Origin of the sequence: Chryseobacterium sp. Leaf180 (genome assembly GCF_001424585.1) — a bacterium.
GTDB lineage: Bacteria > Bacteroidota > Bacteroidia > Flavobacteriales > Weeksellaceae > Chryseobacterium.
Map to the genome: position 1 here is coordinate 353006 of NZ_LMPJ01000009.1, position 18001 is coordinate 371006.

At 40.0% G+C, this 18001-nt stretch carries 20 protein-coding genes; 18 read left to right on the forward strand and 2 right to left on the reverse strand.

Going from position 1 to position 18001, the window contains the following annotated elements; translation table 11 throughout:
* Positions 1–10: 10 nt before the first annotated feature.
* Together ribD and ASG01_RS10710 are read left to right on the forward strand one after the other, a co-directional pair.
* The gene (gene ribD, locus ASG01_RS10705; protein WP_055863495.1) at positions 11–1060 is read left to right on the forward strand and encodes a bifunctional diaminohydroxyphosphoribosylaminopyrimidine deaminase/5-amino-6-(5-phosphoribosylamino)uracil reductase RibD; all 1050 of its coding nucleotides are present in this window, start codon (positions 11–13) and stop codon (positions 1058–1060) included.
* On the forward strand, positions 1044–1661 hold the full coding sequence (locus ASG01_RS10710) for an IMPACT family protein (protein ID WP_055863496.1): 618 nt from the start codon (positions 1044–1046) through the stop codon (positions 1659–1661). Before ribD ends, ASG01_RS10710 begins: the two co-directional genes overlap by 17 nt.
* On the opposite strand, the gene ASG01_RS10715 is transcribed toward ASG01_RS10710, so the two are convergent.
* Entirely contained in the window at positions 1641–2783 is a 1143-nt protein-coding gene (locus tag ASG01_RS10715; RefSeq protein ID WP_055863497.1) for a hypothetical protein, read from the reverse strand. The two genes, ASG01_RS10710 and ASG01_RS10715, sit on opposite strands and share 21 nt — an antisense overlap.
* Before the next feature lie 119 nt (positions 2784–2902).
* Positions 2903–3610 carry a zinc metallopeptidase gene (locus ASG01_RS10720; RefSeq protein ID WP_055863498.1) on the reverse strand — a complete coding sequence of 236 codons (708 nt, stop codon included), beginning with the start codon at positions 3608–3610 and terminating at the stop codon, positions 2903–2905.
* Positions 3611–3713: 103 nt separating this feature from the next.
* Here ASG01_RS10720 and ASG01_RS10725 point away from each other — a divergent pair, with 103 nt between their 5' ends.
* The 16 genes from ASG01_RS10725 to ASG01_RS10800 all read left to right on the forward strand — a co-directional run bounded on the left by ASG01_RS10725 (position 3714) and on the right by ASG01_RS10800 (position 17978).
* Positions 3714–4838 (forward strand): hypothetical protein, encoded by a 1125-nt coding sequence (locus ASG01_RS10725; protein WP_055863499.1) that lies wholly within the window; start codon positions 3714–3716, stop codon positions 4836–4838.
* Positions 4838–5017 carry a hypothetical protein gene (locus ASG01_RS10730; RefSeq protein ID WP_055863500.1) on the forward strand — a complete coding sequence of 60 codons (180 nt, stop codon included), beginning with the start codon at positions 4838–4840 and terminating at the stop codon, positions 5015–5017. The genes ASG01_RS10725 and ASG01_RS10730 overlap by 1 nt, the downstream gene beginning before the upstream one ends.
* A gap of 118 nt (positions 5018–5135) precedes the next feature.
* A complete protein-coding gene (locus tag ASG01_RS10735) occupies positions 5136–5507 on the forward strand; it encodes an NADH-quinone oxidoreductase subunit A (RefSeq protein ID WP_055863501.1) in 372 nt (123 codons plus the stop codon).
* 95 nt (positions 5508–5602) lie between these two features.
* Positions 5603–6163, forward strand: coding sequence for an NADH-quinone oxidoreductase subunit B (locus ASG01_RS10740; protein WP_055863502.1), 561 nt, complete (start codon positions 5603–5605; stop codon positions 6161–6163).
* Between the two features lie 9 nt (positions 6164–6172).
* Complete coding sequence (locus ASG01_RS10745; protein ID WP_055863503.1) at positions 6173–6667, forward strand: NADH-quinone oxidoreductase subunit C; 495 nt, start codon at positions 6173–6175, stop codon at positions 6665–6667.
* Positions 6668–6730: 63 nt separating this feature from the next.
* Entirely contained in the window at positions 6731–7954 is a 1224-nt protein-coding gene (locus ASG01_RS10750) for an NADH-quinone oxidoreductase subunit D (protein ID WP_055863504.1), read from the forward strand.
* A 105-nt stretch (positions 7955–8059) separates the two neighbouring features.
* The gene (gene nuoE / locus ASG01_RS10755) at positions 8060–8569 is read left to right on the forward strand and encodes a complex I 24 kDa subunit family protein (RefSeq protein WP_055863505.1); all 510 of its coding nucleotides are present in this window, start codon (positions 8060–8062) and stop codon (positions 8567–8569) included.
* A gap of 55 nt (positions 8570–8624) precedes the next feature.
* Positions 8625–9980 carry an NADH-quinone oxidoreductase subunit NuoF gene (gene nuoF / locus ASG01_RS10760; RefSeq protein WP_055863506.1) on the forward strand — a complete coding sequence of 452 codons (1356 nt, stop codon included), beginning with the start codon at positions 8625–8627 and terminating at the stop codon, positions 9978–9980.
* A 14-nt stretch (positions 9981–9994) separates the two neighbouring features.
* A complete protein-coding gene (locus ASG01_RS10765; protein WP_055863507.1) occupies positions 9995–10837 on the forward strand; it encodes a hypothetical protein in 843 nt (280 codons plus the stop codon).
* 54 nt (positions 10838–10891) lie between these two features.
* On the forward strand, positions 10892–11890 hold the full coding sequence (locus tag ASG01_RS10770; protein WP_055863508.1) for a 2Fe-2S iron-sulfur cluster-binding protein: 999 nt from the start codon (positions 10892–10894) through the stop codon (positions 11888–11890).
* Positions 11891–11986: 96 nt separating this feature from the next.
* Complete coding sequence (gene nuoH / locus ASG01_RS10775; protein WP_055863509.1) at positions 11987–13048, forward strand: NADH-quinone oxidoreductase subunit NuoH; 1062 nt, start codon at positions 11987–11989, stop codon at positions 13046–13048.
* Positions 13049–13178: 130 nt separating this feature from the next.
* A complete protein-coding gene (locus tag ASG01_RS10780) occupies positions 13179–13736 on the forward strand; it encodes a NuoI/complex I 23 kDa subunit family protein (RefSeq protein ID WP_055863510.1) in 558 nt (185 codons plus the stop codon).
* On the forward strand, positions 13736–14233 hold the full coding sequence (locus ASG01_RS10785; protein ID WP_055863511.1) for an NADH-quinone oxidoreductase subunit J: 498 nt from the start codon (positions 13736–13738) through the stop codon (positions 14231–14233). The genes ASG01_RS10780 and ASG01_RS10785 overlap by 1 nt, the downstream gene beginning before the upstream one ends.
* Positions 14234–14238: 5 nt before the next feature.
* The gene (nuoK, locus tag ASG01_RS10790; protein ID WP_055863512.1) at positions 14239–14568 is read left to right on the forward strand and encodes an NADH-quinone oxidoreductase subunit NuoK; all 330 of its coding nucleotides are present in this window, start codon (positions 14239–14241) and stop codon (positions 14566–14568) included.
* 3 nt (positions 14569–14571) lie between these two features.
* Complete coding sequence (gene nuoL / locus ASG01_RS10795) at positions 14572–16485, forward strand: NADH-quinone oxidoreductase subunit L (RefSeq protein WP_055863513.1); 1914 nt, start codon at positions 14572–14574, stop codon at positions 16483–16485.
* The gene (locus ASG01_RS10800) at positions 16485–17978 is read left to right on the forward strand and encodes a NuoM family protein (protein ID WP_055863514.1); all 1494 of its coding nucleotides are present in this window, start codon (positions 16485–16487) and stop codon (positions 17976–17978) included. Before nuoL ends, ASG01_RS10800 begins: the two co-directional genes overlap by 1 nt.
* Positions 17979–18001: the final 23 nt, after the last annotated feature.

An 18001-nucleotide genomic window follows, 5' to 3' on the forward strand; every position in this document is an offset into this window, starting at 1 on the left:
CTTTTTTTATATGGAAGACGAATTGTATATGCGGCGCTGCATTGAACTCGCCAAAAAAGCTACAGGAAACACCTATCCAAATCCGCTGGTGGGAAGCATCATTGTACACAACGGTAAAATAATCGGGGAAGGATTTCATCAGAAAGCCGGTGAGGCGCATGCAGAAATTAATGCGATTAATTCAGTTGAAAATCGAGAATTGCTGAAAGAATCCACCATTTATGTTTCTCTTGAACCTTGTGCGCACTACGGAAAAACGCCGCCGTGTGCTTTAAAAATTATTGAAATTGGTTTCAAAAGAGTCGTTATCGGTGCGATGGATCTGCACGACAAGGTAAACGGAAAAGGCAAAAAGATGATTGAGGAAGCAGGAATTGAAGTTGTTTCCGGGATTTTGGAGAATGAATGTCTGGATTTAAATAAAAGATTTTTCACGTTTCATCAGAAAAAACGTCCGTATATTATTTTGAAATGGGCAGAATCTGCAGACCATTTTATGGATCAGGACTTTAAACCCACACAAATCAGCAATTCGCTGACGAAGCAGTTTGTGCATCGGCTGAGAAATTCTGAACACGCAATTTTGATCGGAACCATGACGGCGATGCGCGATAATCCGAGCCTGACGACGCGTGAACTCACGGGAAGAAATCCGATCCGTCTGCTGATAGATTCTGATCTTTCGGTGCCGAGAGATTTTCATATTTTTAATAAAGAAGCGGAAACTTATGTATTTAATACGATAAAAAATCTGGATGAATCTCACATTCAGCTGATCAAAGTTTCTAAAGAAAATTTCATCGCAGAAATGTTGGAGAAACTTCACGAAAAGCAGATTCAATCGCTGATTGTGGAAGGTGGCGGAAAAGTTTTGCAGCAGTTTATAGATGCGGATCTCTGGGACGAAGCGATCATCATCAAAAATCCAAATCTTGTACTTAAAAACGGAACAAAGGCTCCCACTTTTAATAAAATGTCCGAGAGAAGCGAACAGTACCGAGATAATGTGATTGAGTTTTACAGCAATTTTAAACAAAATACTGATGATTCTGGAGTATAAAACGTTGGCAAAGCCGGCTGAAGAAATACTTTTAAAGGAAAAAGGAAGCAAATTTATCGGCTTTGCATATCCTGCAGAAAGCGAAACAGAAATCAAAGATATTCTGGAAAACTTGCGAACCGTTCATCCAAAAGCGACGCATCACTGCTACGCGTACCGTTTGGGAATAAAAGGTGATCAATACCGGGCAAATGACGACGGCGAACCATCCGGAAGTGCCGGTTTGCCGATTTACAATCAGCTATTGGCGCACGAAATCACCAACGTTCTGGTAATTGTTGTGAGATATTACGGCGGAACAAAACTGGGTGTTTCAGGTTTGGTAAAAGCGTATAAAGAAGCTGCGAAGGATGCGATCGAGGCTACGGAAATCATCGTCAAAGAATTAGAAGAAACTGTAACAATCGAATTTCCGTTCAGTTTACAAAATGTTATTTTCACTTTGCTTTCGAAGTATGATGCTAAAATTTTAGAATTTGACGCGGACGAAAACTGTTCGATAAAAGCGAGCCTGAAAACCGCACACAAAGAAAACATCTCCGAAAAACTTTCTGAGATGCAAAATGTAGCATTTAATTTTTTAATGATCTGCAGAACATGACAGTTTTGTCATCGACTGTTTATCAACGTTGTATAGAAAGACGGATATGTTTTCGCAGCCATATTTCTTTAATAATATTTGTCCGGCCTTCTGCTGAATTTCCAGTTCGGGCGAAGAGGCAGATTTCAGTTCAGCCATCGCCCAGTTTTGCAAAGCTATTCCCACTTTTCCGTTGCAGAAAGAAGTGAAAGATTTATCATCGAAAGTCGTTAAATCTTTATTGCTTTTTTTCGTACATATATAGAGCTGCGTTCCTTTCGCAGAATAGAGGTTGAAAGAAAAATACTGATAATATCTTCCGAAAAAACTGTATATCGGCATAATGAACCACAGAATCATCCACGGAAGCTGAGACGAAATAATTGTCTTATCAAAAGTTATATCATCTTTCTGATACAGAAGAAACAGGATGGCGATCATAGCCAGATTCCATATCCATACGATTGAATTATAATTTAATCCAAACGGACCGAGAAGAATTAAAATCCCGACGTGCAATGCAATCAGAATATAGCTGGTTTTCTTTTTAGATTTTCCGAAAAAAAGCAGGAATGCCAGAAAAATTTCAGTTACAGGAATAAGAAGTCCGACGAAAAAGAGTTTGTATTTGAGAATAACTTCATTTGACAATCCAAAAAATGCAGTCAAAATATGATCTCTCCAGAAATAGTCAAGAAAATTTCTGTTTAATTTATGCAAACCGCTGTAAAAAAATGTTGCGACGAGAAACAGATGAAGGAGCAGAAAAACTGTTTTTGGTTTAGAAAAATTTAAGATCACCGTAAGTGTAAAACACAGGTACATAAATTCCCAAGGATGCCATCGAACGCTGTCCAGCGAGCAACTTACTATTTCTAAAATAAAAAGTACGATGAGTAAACTTCGGTTCAGTTTAAAAACAATAATCAAAAACAAAATGACTAAAGACAATCCGAAAAAAATCAAATGCAGAGACGGCGGAACCTCCTGTAAAATTTCAAACGGCGCAACAACGGGATAAACTCTGTCAGCAATCCATGTTTTATAACTCCAAAGCTTGGTGATGAGCCAGAAGAAACAGATGATTTTCACTAAAACAGCGATTCTCTGATTTTCGGAAGCAAAGGATTTTAAAAGATTCATGAGCATTCAATCTGGCTCAAAAATATTAAAATGAAGTGAGATGATATTTGAGATTCAGAAAAAAAACATCTCAAAAATTATATTGAGATGCGATATATTATTTAAAAGATATTCGTAAACTATCTTCTGCTGCCCATCAGCATTGAAGCCCAATATAAAAGCTGAGCAAGTGAACCGAGTGCGGCAACAAGATACGTTCTTGCGGCCCATTTTAAACTGTCTTCCACGCCTACATATTCTTCTGGTGTCACCGTATTGGTTTCTTTGAGCCATTTCATTGCGCGGTTGCTTGCGTCATATTCTACCGGAAGTGTGATAAATGCAAATAAAGTGGTCGCTGCAAACATTACGACTCCAATTGCCAAAACCAAAGTATTTCCCTGTGGATTTTCGATGGAACGTGTAGCGAACATAATCATTAAACCGCCAATTAAAACAAACTGCATTAAATTTGAACTGATCTGTACAACGGGAACCAGTTTTGATCTCAACTGCAACATTGAATATCCTACTGCGTGCTGCACTGCATGTCCACATTCGTGCGCGGCAACTGCGGCGGCGGCGGCATTTCTCTGCATATAAACGCCTTCGGAAAGGTTTACAGTTTTGTTTGCCGGATTGTAGTGATCTGTCAGCTGCCCGGGAACAGAAATCACCTGGACATCATTTATTTTATTATCGCGAAGCATCTTTTCGGCGATTTCTTTTCCGCTCATGCCGTTGCGAAGCTGCACTTTTGAGTAATGTTCAAATTTGAATTTCAAACGCGCCGAGACCAGCCAGCTGATGAGCATTGATGCAATGATTATAATATAGTAGCCGCCCATTTTGAGTGTTTTTTATTGTGTTTATTCTGTCCTTTGATGTAATAATTATGCCAAAGTTTTGGCTATAATTCTCTATATTTGTGCTAATCATTGCTTAAAAAACATGTCAGAAGTTTTCATTCGCGAGGTAAAAACGACAGCAGAAATTAAAGAATTTGTACAGTTCCCGATGGATCTTTACAAAGACAATCCCTATTACGTTCCTTCTTTTATAAAAGACGAAATCAACGTCTGGAACAAAAATGAAAATCCTGCCCTTCAATATTCTCTAGCGAAGCAATTTTTAGCCTACAAAAACGGGAAAATAGCGGGCCGTATTGCTGCAATCATCAACCGAAAAGAACAAAAGGAATTAGGCATCACAAAAGTGCGTTTTGGCTGGATTGATTTTATTGATGACCGTGAGGTTTCCAAAGCTCTTATGGATATGGTTATTAATTTCGCTAAACATCATCAGATTTCAAAAATTGAAGGTCCGATGGGCTTTACCAATCTCGATAAAGCCGGAATGCTGACATTTGGTTTTGAAAAAATTGCAACGATGATAGGCATTTACAACCACGCGTATTACCCGCAACACATTGAAGCACTCGGTTTGACGAAAGAAAAAGAATGGGTAGAATTTGAGATGAATTTCCCGAAAATACTTCCGCCGAAAGTGGAGAAATTCAGTTCGCTGATTGCAGAAAAATACAAACTCCGTGTTCTTCATTTTAAAAGTAAAGAAGAGATTTTACCATATGTAAAACCGATGTTTAAACTGCTTGATAAAACGTACAACACCCTGTCGACCTACACCCCGATTACTGAAGAGCAGATAAAAACATATAAAGAAAAATTCTTCCCGCTGATCGCTAAAAACTACGTCATCTGCGTTGTTGATGAGCACGATGAGCTGGTTTCGTTTGCTGTTACCATGCCCTCTTATTCCAAAGCTTTGCAGAAATCTAAAGGAAAACTTTTCCCATTCGGCTGGTGGCATTTTTTGCAGGCAGAGAAGAAAAACGACCGCGCCAATTTTTATCTCATCGGCATTCATCCAGAATATCAGCGAAGAGGCGTTACCGCGATTATCTTTAAAGAAATATTCGTGCGTTTCAACAAGATGGGAATAGATTTTGCCGAGACCAATCCGGAGCTTGAAGAAAACAAAAGCGTACAGGTCTTGTGGCAGGATTACAACCCAGTGAATCACAAACGCCGCCGAACTTATTCCATGGAAATCTGATGCTAAAACCCAATATAATCATCTTTGCTGTACTCGTTGCCGGCTTTATCGCTTACAACTTTTTCTTTCCCGTTGCCGACGGCCGCTTACATACGGTAATAAATATTGTTTATGCGAGTGTTCTTTTTGCCTACATTGCTTTTATGGCTTTCAGGATGCTGAAACAGCTGAAAAAATAGTCTATTTTTATTCATTCTAAATTATCGCTTTTCCGGTAATTCATAAGACTTTTAAGGGTATTAATTTCATGCTCTCTTCTATATTAACTAAATTTGCAAATTGAGATAATAATGTAAAATGAATTTACCAGAAAGTTATATTCCGATACTGATACAAGCAGGTGTAGCCATTGGCTTCGTTGCTATTTCACTTTTAGGCGCTCATTTTTTGGGTCCTCAACAGAAAAAAGGAGATTCTGTAAAAAACTCGAGCTGGGAATGTGGTATTCCAGTTGAGGGTAATGCACGTACTCCGTTTTCTGTAAAATACTTTCTTACCGCAGTACTTTTCGTACTGTTTGATATTGAGATCGTATTCTTTTATCCGTACGCCGTTAATTTCAGAGAATTTGGTGTGGAAGGCTTTTTTGCCGTTCTCACTTTCGTCGCGATATTTTTCCTCGCCTTCTTTTATGTATGGAAGCGCGGCGCTCTCGACTGGAATAAATAAGTTTAACATTAAAAGATTGAATGCATCTAATAATTACAGATTTTAAATTCATAATAAGAAATCATTAATTATTTTAATCTTTAAATTAAATAAAAATGTCAGATCAAAAACCAATTATAAGAACAGACGCTCCCGCTCCTGAAGGATTTGAAGGAGAAGGATTTTTTGCGACCAAACTAAGCAGCGTTATCGGGATGGCGAGAAAATTCTCGCTTTGGCCATTGCCATTTGCCACTTCTTGCTGCGGTATCGAGTTTATGGCCACGCTTAATCCTACTTTTGATGCGTCACGATTTGGAATGGAAAGAAATTCTTTCTCACCAAGACAGGCAGATATGCTGATGGTTTGCGGAACAATTTCTAAAAAATTAGGACCGGTTTTAAAAGAAGTTTACACTCAAATGGCTGAGCCAAAATGGGTTGTTTCTGTGGGTGCCTGCGCTTGCAGTGGCGGTATTTTCGATACCTATTCTGTGCTTCAGGGCATTGATAAAATTATTCCTGTAGATGTTTACGTTCCTGGCTGTCCGCCGAGACCGGAGCAGATTATTGAAGGCGTAATGCAGGTTCAGGCTCTTGCGGAAAGCGAAAGTCTGCGCAGAAGAGATATGCCAGAATATCAGAAACTACTCGATTCTTACAACATCAGCAATTAAAAAACTGAAATGACCAACGAATTTGTATTAGAAGCCATCAGCAGAGAATTCCCAGATTCTGTTTTAGATACATCTGAGCCACACGGCATGCTTACTTTAGAGGTAAAAAAAGATGATTTAAAAAAGATCGTTCACTATCTGCGCGATTCTTCTCTCGAAATAAAATTTCTCACTGACATCTGTGGAATTCATTATCCTGAGTTTCCGGACAAGGAAATCGGCGTTATTTATCATCTTCAGAATATGATGACGAATTTCAGAATTCGCCTGAAGATTTTCATGACACGCGAAAACATTGAAGTTGATTCTTTAACGGAATTGTACGCAGGTGCAAACTGGATGGAGCGTGAGACTTTTGATTTTTACGGAATTAAATTTAAAGGTCATCCTGATCTTCGTGCGATCTTGAATATGGAAGATCTTGGCTATCACCCGATGCTGAAAGAATACAGACTTGAAGACGGTACCAGAGTGGATAAAGACGACGCGATGTTTGGAAGATAGTTTTAGCTCATGGCAACTGGCATTTAGCCACTAGCCAGAAGCAAATAGCTAAAAGCAATTAATATGAAAGACAACTCACTATCAAATATACTTAATCAGCACGAGAGCAGAGAGCAGATCGACGGTCAGCTTTACACGCTGAATCTTGGCCCTACGCATCCCGCTACCCATGGAATTTTCCAGAATGTGCTGACGATGGATGGGGAAAGAATTCTGCATTCTGAACAGACCGTAGGATATATTCACCGTGCTTTTGAGAAAATTTCCGAAAGAAGAAATTATGCTCAGATTACGACACTTACCGACCGTATGAATTACTGTTCGGCGCCGATTAACAATATCGGATGGCACATGACGGTTGAAAAACTGATTGGCGTAAAAGTTCCGAAACGCGTCGATTACATGCGTGTCATTTTAATGGAATTAGCCAGAATCGGTGATCATTTAATCTGCAACGGTGTGACAGGAATGGATGCCGGAGCCATTACAGGATTGACGTATATGTTCATCGAAAGAGAACGTATCTACGATATGTACGAGCAAATCTGCGGAGCAAGAATGACTACCAACATGGGAAGAATCGGTGGTTTCGAAAGAGATTTCACCCCAAAATTCCATGAGTTGCTGCAGGATTTCCTAAAAACATTCCCAGACAGATTTAAAGAATTCGGTCAGCTTCTGGAGCGTAACCGAATATTTATGGACCGTACCATCGGTGCCGGAGCCATTTCTGCGGAAAGAGCTTTGAGCTACGGATTTACAGGGCCTAACCTGAGAGCAGCAGGCGTTGATTACGACGTGCGCGTTGCCGAACCTTATTCTTCGTATGAAGATTTTGACTTCATCATTCCTGTAGGAACTGCCGGTGATACTTATGACCGTTTTATGGTGCGTCAGCAGGAAGTTTGGGAATCACTTAAAATCATAAAGCAAGCCTACGAAAATCTTCCGGAAGGACCTTTCCATGCAGATGTACCGGATTTTTATCTTCCGGAAAAAGCAGATGTTTACAATAAAATGGAAGCGCTGATTTATCACTTTAAAATCGTAATGGGCGAAACTGATGTTCCGCGCGGTGAAGTGTATCACGCTGTAGAAGGTGGAAACGGCGAACTTGGATTTTATCTGGTAAGCGACGGTGGAAGAACACCTTACCGTCTGCATTTCAGAAGACCGTGCTTCATCTATTATCAGGCTTATCCTGAAATGATTACCGGAGCTGTAATTTCTGATGCCATCGTTACGATGTGCAGCATGAATATTATTGCCGGAGAACTGGACGCATAATTAGAAGATGTGAGACATCAGATTTCAGATGTCTGACTCTTCGCTTTATATATAAAATTTAAAATCTGATGTCTGAAATTCGGCATCTGAAATCTCAGATAAGAAATGAACGAAACTATAGCTTTTAAACCCGAGAGTTTACAGCAAGTACATAAAATCATGGCAAGATATCCGGAAGGTAGGCAAAAATCTGCTCTTCTTCCCGTTTTGCATGTGGCACAGAAAGAATTTGGAGGCTGGCTTTCGGTTCCTGTGATGGATTATGTGGCTTCGTTACTGAATATACAGCCGATTGAAGTGTATGAAGTGGCGACATTTTATACGATGTTCAACATGAAACCTGTAGGAAAATATGTTCTTGAAGTTTGCAGAACCGGCCCGTGTATGCTTTGTGGAAGTGAGAAAATTTTAGATCACATCCGTACCACACTAAACATCAAAGACGGAGAAACTACAGCTGACGGAATGTTTACTTTAAAACCTGCTGAGTGTCTTGGCGCTTGCGGTTATGCACCGATGTTGCAGCTTGGAAAATTTTATCATGAGAATCTGACTATCGAAAAGGTTGACGAAATTCTTGAGCTTTGCAGAGAAGGACAGGTAGATTTAGGTTAAAATAAATTAAATAAAATAGCATTGCTAAGGTAAATGCTAAAAGTATAATATAAAAATGAGTAAAAAACTTTTACTTAAAGACGCACACATTGAAGGCATTCGCTATATGGAAACCTACCGTAAACAGGGAGGTTATTCGGCGGCGGCGAAAGCTTTGAAAATGACTCCCGATGAGATTTTGGAAGAAGTAAAAGCTTCCGGATTGCGTGGCCGAGGCGGTGCAGGTTTCCCTACTGGCATGAAATGGAGCTTTCTGGCAAAACCTGAAGGCGTGCCAAGACACTTGGTAGTAAATGCAGACGAATCTGAGCCGGGAACTTTTAAAGACCGGTATTTAATGGAATATCTTCCTCATCTTTTGATAGAGGGAATGTTGATTTCATCCTACTGTTTAGGTTCCAATGTTTCCTACATCTACATCCGTGGAGAATATTCATGGATTCCGGATATTTTGGAAGAAGCAATTGAAGAAGCAAGAGCTGCAGGATTTTTAGGAAAAAATATTTTAGGAACCGGTTTCGACTGTGAGATTTATGTTCAGCGAGGCGGCGGAGCCTATATCTGCGGTGAGGAAACTGCTTTGCTAGAATCTCTGGAAGGAAAGAGAGGAAACCCAAGACTCAAACCACCATTCCCGGCTGTGAAAGGACTTTGGGAAAGACCAACAGTTGTCAACAATGTTGAATCTATTACGGCAATCGTTCCGATCATCGATATTACCGGTGCAGAATATGCTAAAATTGGTGTTGGAAAATCTACCGGTACAAAATTGATTTCCGCTTGTGGAAACATCAACAAACCCGGAGTATACGAAATCGACATGACCATTACGGTTGAAGAATTTATTTATTCTGATGAATATTGCGGCGGAATTCCAAACGGTAAAAAGCTGAAGGCTTGTATTCCGGGAGGAAGTTCTGTACCAATTGTTCCTGCAAATTTACTGCTGAAAACCGTTAACGGCGAACCGAGATATATGAACTATGAATCGCTGGCTGACGGTGGTTTTGCAACGGGAACCATGATGGGTTCCGGTGGTTTTATTGTATTGGATGAAGATCAGTGTGTGGTGGAACATACGATGACATTAGCGAGATTTTATCACCACGAAAGCTGCGGACAGTGTACACCTTGCCGTGAAGGTACAGGCTGGATGCACAAAATCCTGAAGCGCATTGAAAACGGAGAAGGAAAGATGGAAGACATTGATCTTCTTTGGGATATTCAGAGAAAAATCGAAGGAAATACGATCTGTCCGTTGGGTGATGCTGCGGCATGGCCTGTTGCGGCTGCGATCCGTCATTTCCGTGATGAGTTTGAATGGCATGTGAAAAACCCCGAACTGTGTAAAACTCAGAATTATGGTTTAGCGCATTATGCAGATCCGATTCCGGTGGCTGCTGCTAATTAATAGAAATAAACATTTTGAAAAAATTATTTGCAATCGCGATATTGGTTTCTAATTTCGTTTTTGCACAAAACACAAATGATAATACTTCCGAAAAACCATCGCGACTTTTTAAAAAAGGTTCGGTGATGCTTTTTTGGGGATGGAATCAGGCTAAATATTCCAAATCTGATATTCATTTTAAAGGTAAAGGTTACGACTTTGAACTGGATCATGTAGTGGCGCACGACCGGCAGACGCCGTTTGAGTTTGGAAAATATTTTAATCCGGGAAGCATTACGGTGCCGCAGGTTAATTACAGGATTACCTATTTTCCAGTAGATCGTTTAGGGATCACGCTCGGTATGGATCACATGAAATATGTGGTTGACCAAGAGCAGACGGTAGATTTTAGAGGATATATAAGCGATCCGAAATACGCTTCGATGATAAAAAACGGAAAAGTGGATCTTACCGACGCTAATTTCCTGACTTTTGAGCATACAGACGGACTGAATTACATCAACGTCGGAGCGCAGAAATATCATGAGGTAATGCACAGAAAACATGTGGATTTATATTTAAGTTATGGCGGCGGATTCGGCGCCCTGCTTCCAAAATCCAACGTGATGCTGATGGGAAACGAGAGAAGTGACCGTTTTCACTTAGCAGGTTTTGGGGTCGATATGAGAATGGCTGCCAGCTTGATTTTGGCACATCATATTGTACTTCAGGCAGAAGGTAAATTAGGTTATATCAACATGGCGGATATAAAAACGACGCTGAACGACCAACCCGATCATGCGCTGCAGGATTTTGTTTTTGCTCAGTACAACATCGGAATTGGATATACATTTAACACGACGAGAAGATCAAATTAATTTTGATTTAATATAAACAGAAACTAAAGCTTAGCGCATAAAAGCGAGAAAGATATGAGCGAAGAGGTTAAAAAATTTAAAATCACTATAGACGGGCAGACAGCGGAAGTTGCTCCCGGAACTTCGATATTGGAAGCTGCAAGACAAATCGGCGGCAAATCTGTACCACCGGCCATGTGCTATTACAGCAAACTTGAAGCGAGTGGCGGAAGGTGCAGAACGTGTCTTGTAGAGGTTTCTAAAGGTTCAGAAGCAGATCCGAGACCAATGCCGAAACTGGTAGCCAGCTGCAGAACAAACGTGATGGATGGAATGGAAGTGAAAAATCTTTCTTCTCCGAAAGCACAGGAAGGCAGAAAAGCAGTAACTGAATTTTTGCTTTTAAACCATCCGTTGGATTGTCCGGTTTGTGACCAGGCAGGTGAATGTCATCTTCAGGATCTTGGCTACGAATACGGTGATGAAGAAACCAGAACCGATTTTGAAAGAAATACGTACGACGCCGACGATTTGGGTCCGAATATAAAACTGAACATGAACCGCTGCATTTTGTGTGCACGTTGTGTATTGGTTGCCAATCAGCTGACAGACGAAAGAGAACACGGAATTTTGTTCAGAGGAGATCATGCTGAAATTTCAACATATTTAAATAAAGCTTTAGACAATGACTTCATCGGAAACATCATTGATGTTTGTCCGGTTGGTGCATTGACTGACAGAACATCGCGTTTTGCAAGCAGAGTTTGGTTTACAAAACCGATGAACGGAAGCTGCAAATGTGATAAATGCTCCGGTAAAGCAACTGTTTACATGAAGGGCGATGAAATCGTACGTGTAACGGCGAGAAAAGATCAGTGGGGAGAAGTGGAAGAATTCATCTGTGATACCTGCCGTTTCGAAAGAAAAAATTTATCAGACTGGAACATTGAAGGACCACGACACATTGACCGACAGTCTGTGATTTCGCTGAATCATTACGAAAAACCAAAGGATGAACTGAGAATGCTTGACAATCCTATGGCAAAAGAAATCAGCGAAAAAGACGAAAAATAATTAATTAAAGACAATTAGATTTCAGGCACAAGACATCAGAGTAATATCTCATATCTTCTATCTGACATCTCATATCTAAAAATCTTTACAAATAAAATGGATTTACTTACATTTAAACTAATACTTGTATTTGCACTTTTTCTGCTTTCACTTACGATCGCGGCCTACTCTACCTGGGCAGAGAGAAAAGTAGCAGCTATCATGCAGGACAGAATCGGGCCAAACAGATCGGGGCCTTTCGGTTTGCTGCAGCCGCTGGCAGATGGTGGTAAATTTTTCTTTAAAGAAGACTTTACTCCTCAAAACGCAGAAAAATTCTTATTTATACTTGGACCATCGTTAGTGATGTTTATTTCACTGATTACCGGCGCGGTGATCCCATGGGGTAAAACTCTGAACTTAGGAGGTGTTTCATACGATCTTCAGGTAGCCAATATTGATGTTGGAGTACTATTTATTATCGGAATGGCTTCTATCGGTGTCTATGGAATCATGATTGGAGGCTGGGCTTCAAACAATAAATACTCACTTTTAGGCGCAATCAGAGCATCTTCGCAGATGATTTCTTATGAGCTGGCGATGGGATTGGCTTTGCTTTCTATCATTATGATGACCGGGAGTTTAGATTTAAAAGTTATTACCGAAACCCAAACCACAGGAAAAATCTGGGGACTTTTTGAACTTGACGGTATGAACTGGAATATTCTCTATCAGCCGCTCGCCTTCCTAATTTTCTTCGTGGCTGCCCTGGCAGAAACCAACCGTCACCCTTTCGATTTGCCTGAATGTGAATCTGAACTGGTAACTGGATATTCAACAGAATATTCTTCGATGAAATTAGGTTTATACATGTTTGGTGAATATGTGAACATGTTTATTTCAAACGCCTTCATGGTGGTACTTTTCTTCGGTGGATACAATTATCCCGGAATCGAATGGGTAACACAAAACTGGGGCGAAAATGCAGCAGGAATTTTAAGCATCGTTGCCTTTTTAACCAAAACAATTATAGGAATTGTCGTATTTATGTGGATCAGATGGACGCTTCCAAGATTCAGATACGATCAGCTGATGCACTTAGGTTGGAAAACTTTAATCCCGTTAGCACTGGTAAACCTGATGATTACCGGAGCAGTAATTTTAGCTTTCGGAAATTAATTTGAAAATAAAAATAAGGTGACTATTATTAAATGAGAGCTTCACCAGATTTAAAATAAACAGTAATAAGTTAAGATAAAAGACAAGATTGGTCTAAAATCTAAAGTCTAACATCTAATATCTACAATAAATGAAACTTACAGACAGATCAAAAGTCGTTTCAAATAAAGAAATGACCTTTTCTGAAAAAATCTACCTTCCGGCGATTTTGAAAGGAATGGGAATCACGTTCAAGCACGCTGTACGGACTGTGGCAAAAGGTGCTCCTGCGGTATATTCGTATCCGGAAGTGCTGAAGCCAAGAGCCGATATCTGGAGAGGTCAGCACGTTTTGAAGAGAGATGAAGAAGGCAGAGAACGATGTACAGCTTGCGGACTTTGTGCTGTTGCATGTCCGGCAGAAGCCATCACGATGACAGCTTCTGAACGTACAAGAGATGAAAAACACCTTTACCGGGAAGAAAAATATGCTTCTGTATATGAAATCAATATGCTGAGATGCATCTTCTGCGGAATGTGCGAAGAGGCTTGCCCAAAATCAGCCATATACCTTACCGACCGTTTGGTGGATGTTGAAACCAACAGAGGTTCTTTTATCTACGGAAAAGATAAACTGGTAGAAAAAATTAACGAAAGGATTGACGTTTCCGAAAGACAATCTGAAAAACAAAGAAATGCAGTAAAATAATGGATCAGTTTTTATTTTTCCTGGTGGCGTTTTTGGCCGTATCAAGTGCTGTATATTTTGTGTTTTCAAAGAATGCTCTTTATGCAATTTTATCATTGATTGTCACCATGTTTTCAATCGCCGGAATGTACATTTTACTGAATGCACAGTTTCTGGCCATTATACAGATCATCGTCTACGCAGGCGCGATCATGGTTTTATTCCTTTACATTTTGATGATGCTTAATCTTAATAAAGAAGACGAAAGCAAGAAGAGCAATACTTTAAAATTTGTCGGGGTTTTTACTGCCGGGATTTTACTGATCGGTATTCTGGGTGTTTTCAGAGGTGTACAGCAAAATCATGTAGTGGTAGAAAACGTAGATCAGGGCGTGGGTCTTACCAAAAACCTGGGCCGTCTTTTATTTAACGAATATGTTTTGCCGTTTGAGTTGGCTTCAATCCTGATTTTGGCAGGTATTGTAGGTGCGGTTTTAATTGGTAAAAAGGAATTATAAAAATTATGGGAGAAGCAAATACTTTTATGCAAAGCGTACCGCTCGAGTACTTTATCATCCTTTCTTCAGTGCTCTTCAGCCTGGGAGTTTTGGGAGTACTTCTGAGAAAAAACGCGATCGTAATTCTTGGTTGTGTAGAGCTGATGCTCAATTCTGTCAATCTTTTGCTGGCTGCATTTTCTGCATACAAAGGCAATGGCGACGGGCAACTTCTGGTTTTCTTCATTATGGTGGTGGCTGCCGCCGAAGTTGCGGTAGGTTTGGCAATTATTGCGATGCTTTACCGAAATACACGCTCGGTAGATGTGAGTATATTTAATAAATTAAGAGGATAAAGAATGGAGAATTTAGTTTATGCAATAATACTTTTACCCCTTTTAGGATTTCTCATTAACGGACTTTTCGGAAAAAATCTTCCCAAAATATTTGTCGGAAGTCTTGCAACGCTTATGGTTTTTATACCGTTCTGCATCTCTGTAAGTCTTTTTATGAATTTTGACACAGAAGGTCAGCCCGTTATCGTAAAAGCTTTTGAATGGTTCAGGGTAAATGGAATTCAGATTAATTTTGGGTTTCAGATCGATCAGCTTTCATTAATGATGATTATGATTATCACCGGAATTGGTTCTCTGATTCATCTCTACTCGATCGGTTACATGAGCCACGATAAAGGTTTCTTTAAATTTTTCACCTATTTAAATCTTTTTATCTTCTCAATGCTTCTTCTTGTAATGGGAAGCAATTATTTGATTCTATTCATCGGCTGGGAAGGTGTAGGTCTTTGTTCTTACCTTTTGATCGGATTCTGGTACACCAACGAAGAATATGGTAAAGCGGCAAGAAAAGCTTTCATCATGAACCGTATTGGTGACCTTGCTTTACTGATTGGAATTTTTATGCTTGCGACGCAGACTAACGCTGTAGATTATTTAACCATAAAACAAAATGCAGGTAAATTTGAACTTGACGGATCTGTAATTATCTTTATCACCTCAAGTTTATTCATCGGCGCTACCGGAAAATCTGCTCAGGTTCCTTTATACACCTGGTTACCTGATGCGATGGCTGGTCCGACACCGGTTTCAGCATTGATTCACGCTGCAACAATGGTTACAGCAGGTATTTATCTGGTGGTAAGATCAAACTTCTTATTTACTTTAGCGCCGACCGTTCAGGACGGAATTTTGCTCATCGGTTTCATCACCGCTGCATTGGCCGGCTTCTACGCACTCCGTCAAAACGATATTAAAAAAGTACTCGCCTACTCCACCGTTTCACAGCTTGGTTTTATGTTTATCGCATTAGGTTTGGGCGCTTACACGACTGCTATGTTTCACGTGATGACGCATGCTTTCTTTAAAGCTTTACTATTCTTAGGTGCAGGATCTGTCATTCACGCGATGAGCAACGAACAGGATATGCGCTTTATGGGGGGTTTAAAGAAGGTAATTCCCATTACACACATCACTTTTCTTATCGGTACACTTGCGATTTCAGGTTTTCCGCTTTTATCAGGGATGATTTCTAAAGACGAAATTCTCGTTGCTGCTTATGCTAAAAATCCGGTTTACTGGGTAATGCTCTTTATTTTGGCAGCAGTTACAGCAACCTATATGTTCAGACTATACTATCTTACTTTTCACGGTGAATTTCGAGGAACTGAAGAGCAGAAACATCATTTACACGAAAGTCCGCTCAGCATGACTTTACCGTTAATTGTTCTGGCAGTTTTATCAGTTATCGGAGGTTTTATCAATCTTCCTCACTTTATCGGTCACGGTCATTATGCTAAACTGATGGAATGGCTGAAACCTGTTCTAACGGATGAAAGCTTTAAACAAATGGAAATGACACTCTCAGGAGTTGATTTTAATACCGAAATGATTTTGCTTGGGGCGACTGTAATCATGTTCTTCTCGGTTTGGTTTATTGTAAAAAACACGTATGTCAATAAAAAGAAAAGAGCTCTCGCTGAAGACGATTATACAGGTTGGGAAAAACTTTCTGCCCGGAAATTATACGTCGATGAGCTTTACAATGCACTTTTCGTGAAAACGGTTGAAGGTTTTGGCCGCGGCGGAAAAATGTTTGATAAAGGCGTTCTCGACCGTTTTGTAGATTACGTGGGCGAAGGTGCTGAAGACAGCGGAAGATCAATGAAGCGCATACAAAACGGAAACGTAGAAAATTATGTGCTCATTATGACGCTTGCTGTAGGAATTATACTGATTGTTAACTTTATATTACAATAATGTCTTATTTACTATTAACATTATTACTATTACCTCTAGTAGGTTCGGGACTGGTTTTCGCGTGGAAAAACGCTTCTGCTAAATATGTGGCTCTTGCGATTGCCATCGTGCAAATGCTGTTGACGTTTTACGCGCTTTCAGATTTTGATTTCAATCCTACAGTAGACAGCGTTCTGCAGTACGAGATCAATCAGCCATGGTCGCAGTTCATCAAAAGCAGTCTGCATTTCGGTATCGACGGCATGAGTATGCTTTTGCTTTTACTTACCAACATATTGACACCACTGATCGTTTTATCTTCTTTTAACGAAGACATTAATTACAGAAAATCATTTTACGGCCTGATTCTTTTGATGCAGTTTGGTCTTGTCGGAGTTTTCACTTCGCTTGACGGTTTGCTGTTTTATATCTTCTGGGAAGTTACTTTGATTCCGATCTGGTTTATTGCGGCAATTTGGGGTCAGGAAAACAAAAGACTCGAGTTTACTACAAAATTCTTTGTGTATACCTTCGTAGGATCACTGTTTATGCTGGCCGGTTTAATCTACGTGTACAATCACTCAGCATCATTTGCTTTGACTGATTTATATAATGCAGATCTAAACGAAACGCAGCAGATCGTAACATTCTGGTTTATATTTTTTGCTTTTGCAGTAAAACTCCCTGTGTTCCCGTTTCATACCTGGCAGCCGGATACGTACACGTATTCGCCAACGCAGGGTTCAATGTTGCTTTCCGGGATTATGCTTAAAATGGCCATCTACGGAATTATCAGATATTTAATTCCAATCACACCATCGGCAATCTTTGGAATTTCGGGACAGATTGTAATCATCTTAGCGATTGTTGGGATTATTCACGGAGCATTAATCGCGATCATTCAAACCGACATGAAAAGAATTATCGCCTATTCATCCTTCTCTCACGTTGGTTTGATGGTGGCCGGTATTTTTTCTTCAGCGGTGCTTACTTTAAAAGGAACTTTCACCATCGAGGGTGCGGAAGGTGCTCTGGTACAGACATTCGCGCACGGTATCAACGTCGTAGGTTTGTTTTTCTGCGCAGATATCTTATTTAAAAGATTTAAAACAAGAGACATCAGACAAATGGGCGGGCTTGCGAAAGTGGCTCCGAAGTTTGCGGTACTTTTCTTAATCATTATCTTAGGCTCAATGGGCGTACCGTTGACTAATGGTTTTATCGGGGAATTCATCTTGATCAAATCGGTTTTTGATTTTAATGTACTGGCGTCAATTATTGCCGGTCTTACTGTGATTCTCTGCGCTGTTTATCTGTTGAGATTTTATGGGAAAGCCATGTTTGGTCCGGGTAACGATGCTACACTGAGCACGGCACGCGATCTGTCAGCGGTAGAATTTTCAGTTCTGGCAAGTATTGCGGTACTGGTAATTTTCACCGGAATTTTCCCGCAGCCAATAATAGATATGGTGGGAAGTTCGCTGAAGTTTGTCTTTACCTCTTTGATTAATTAAAATCCAAAAGATTCAGAAATTAA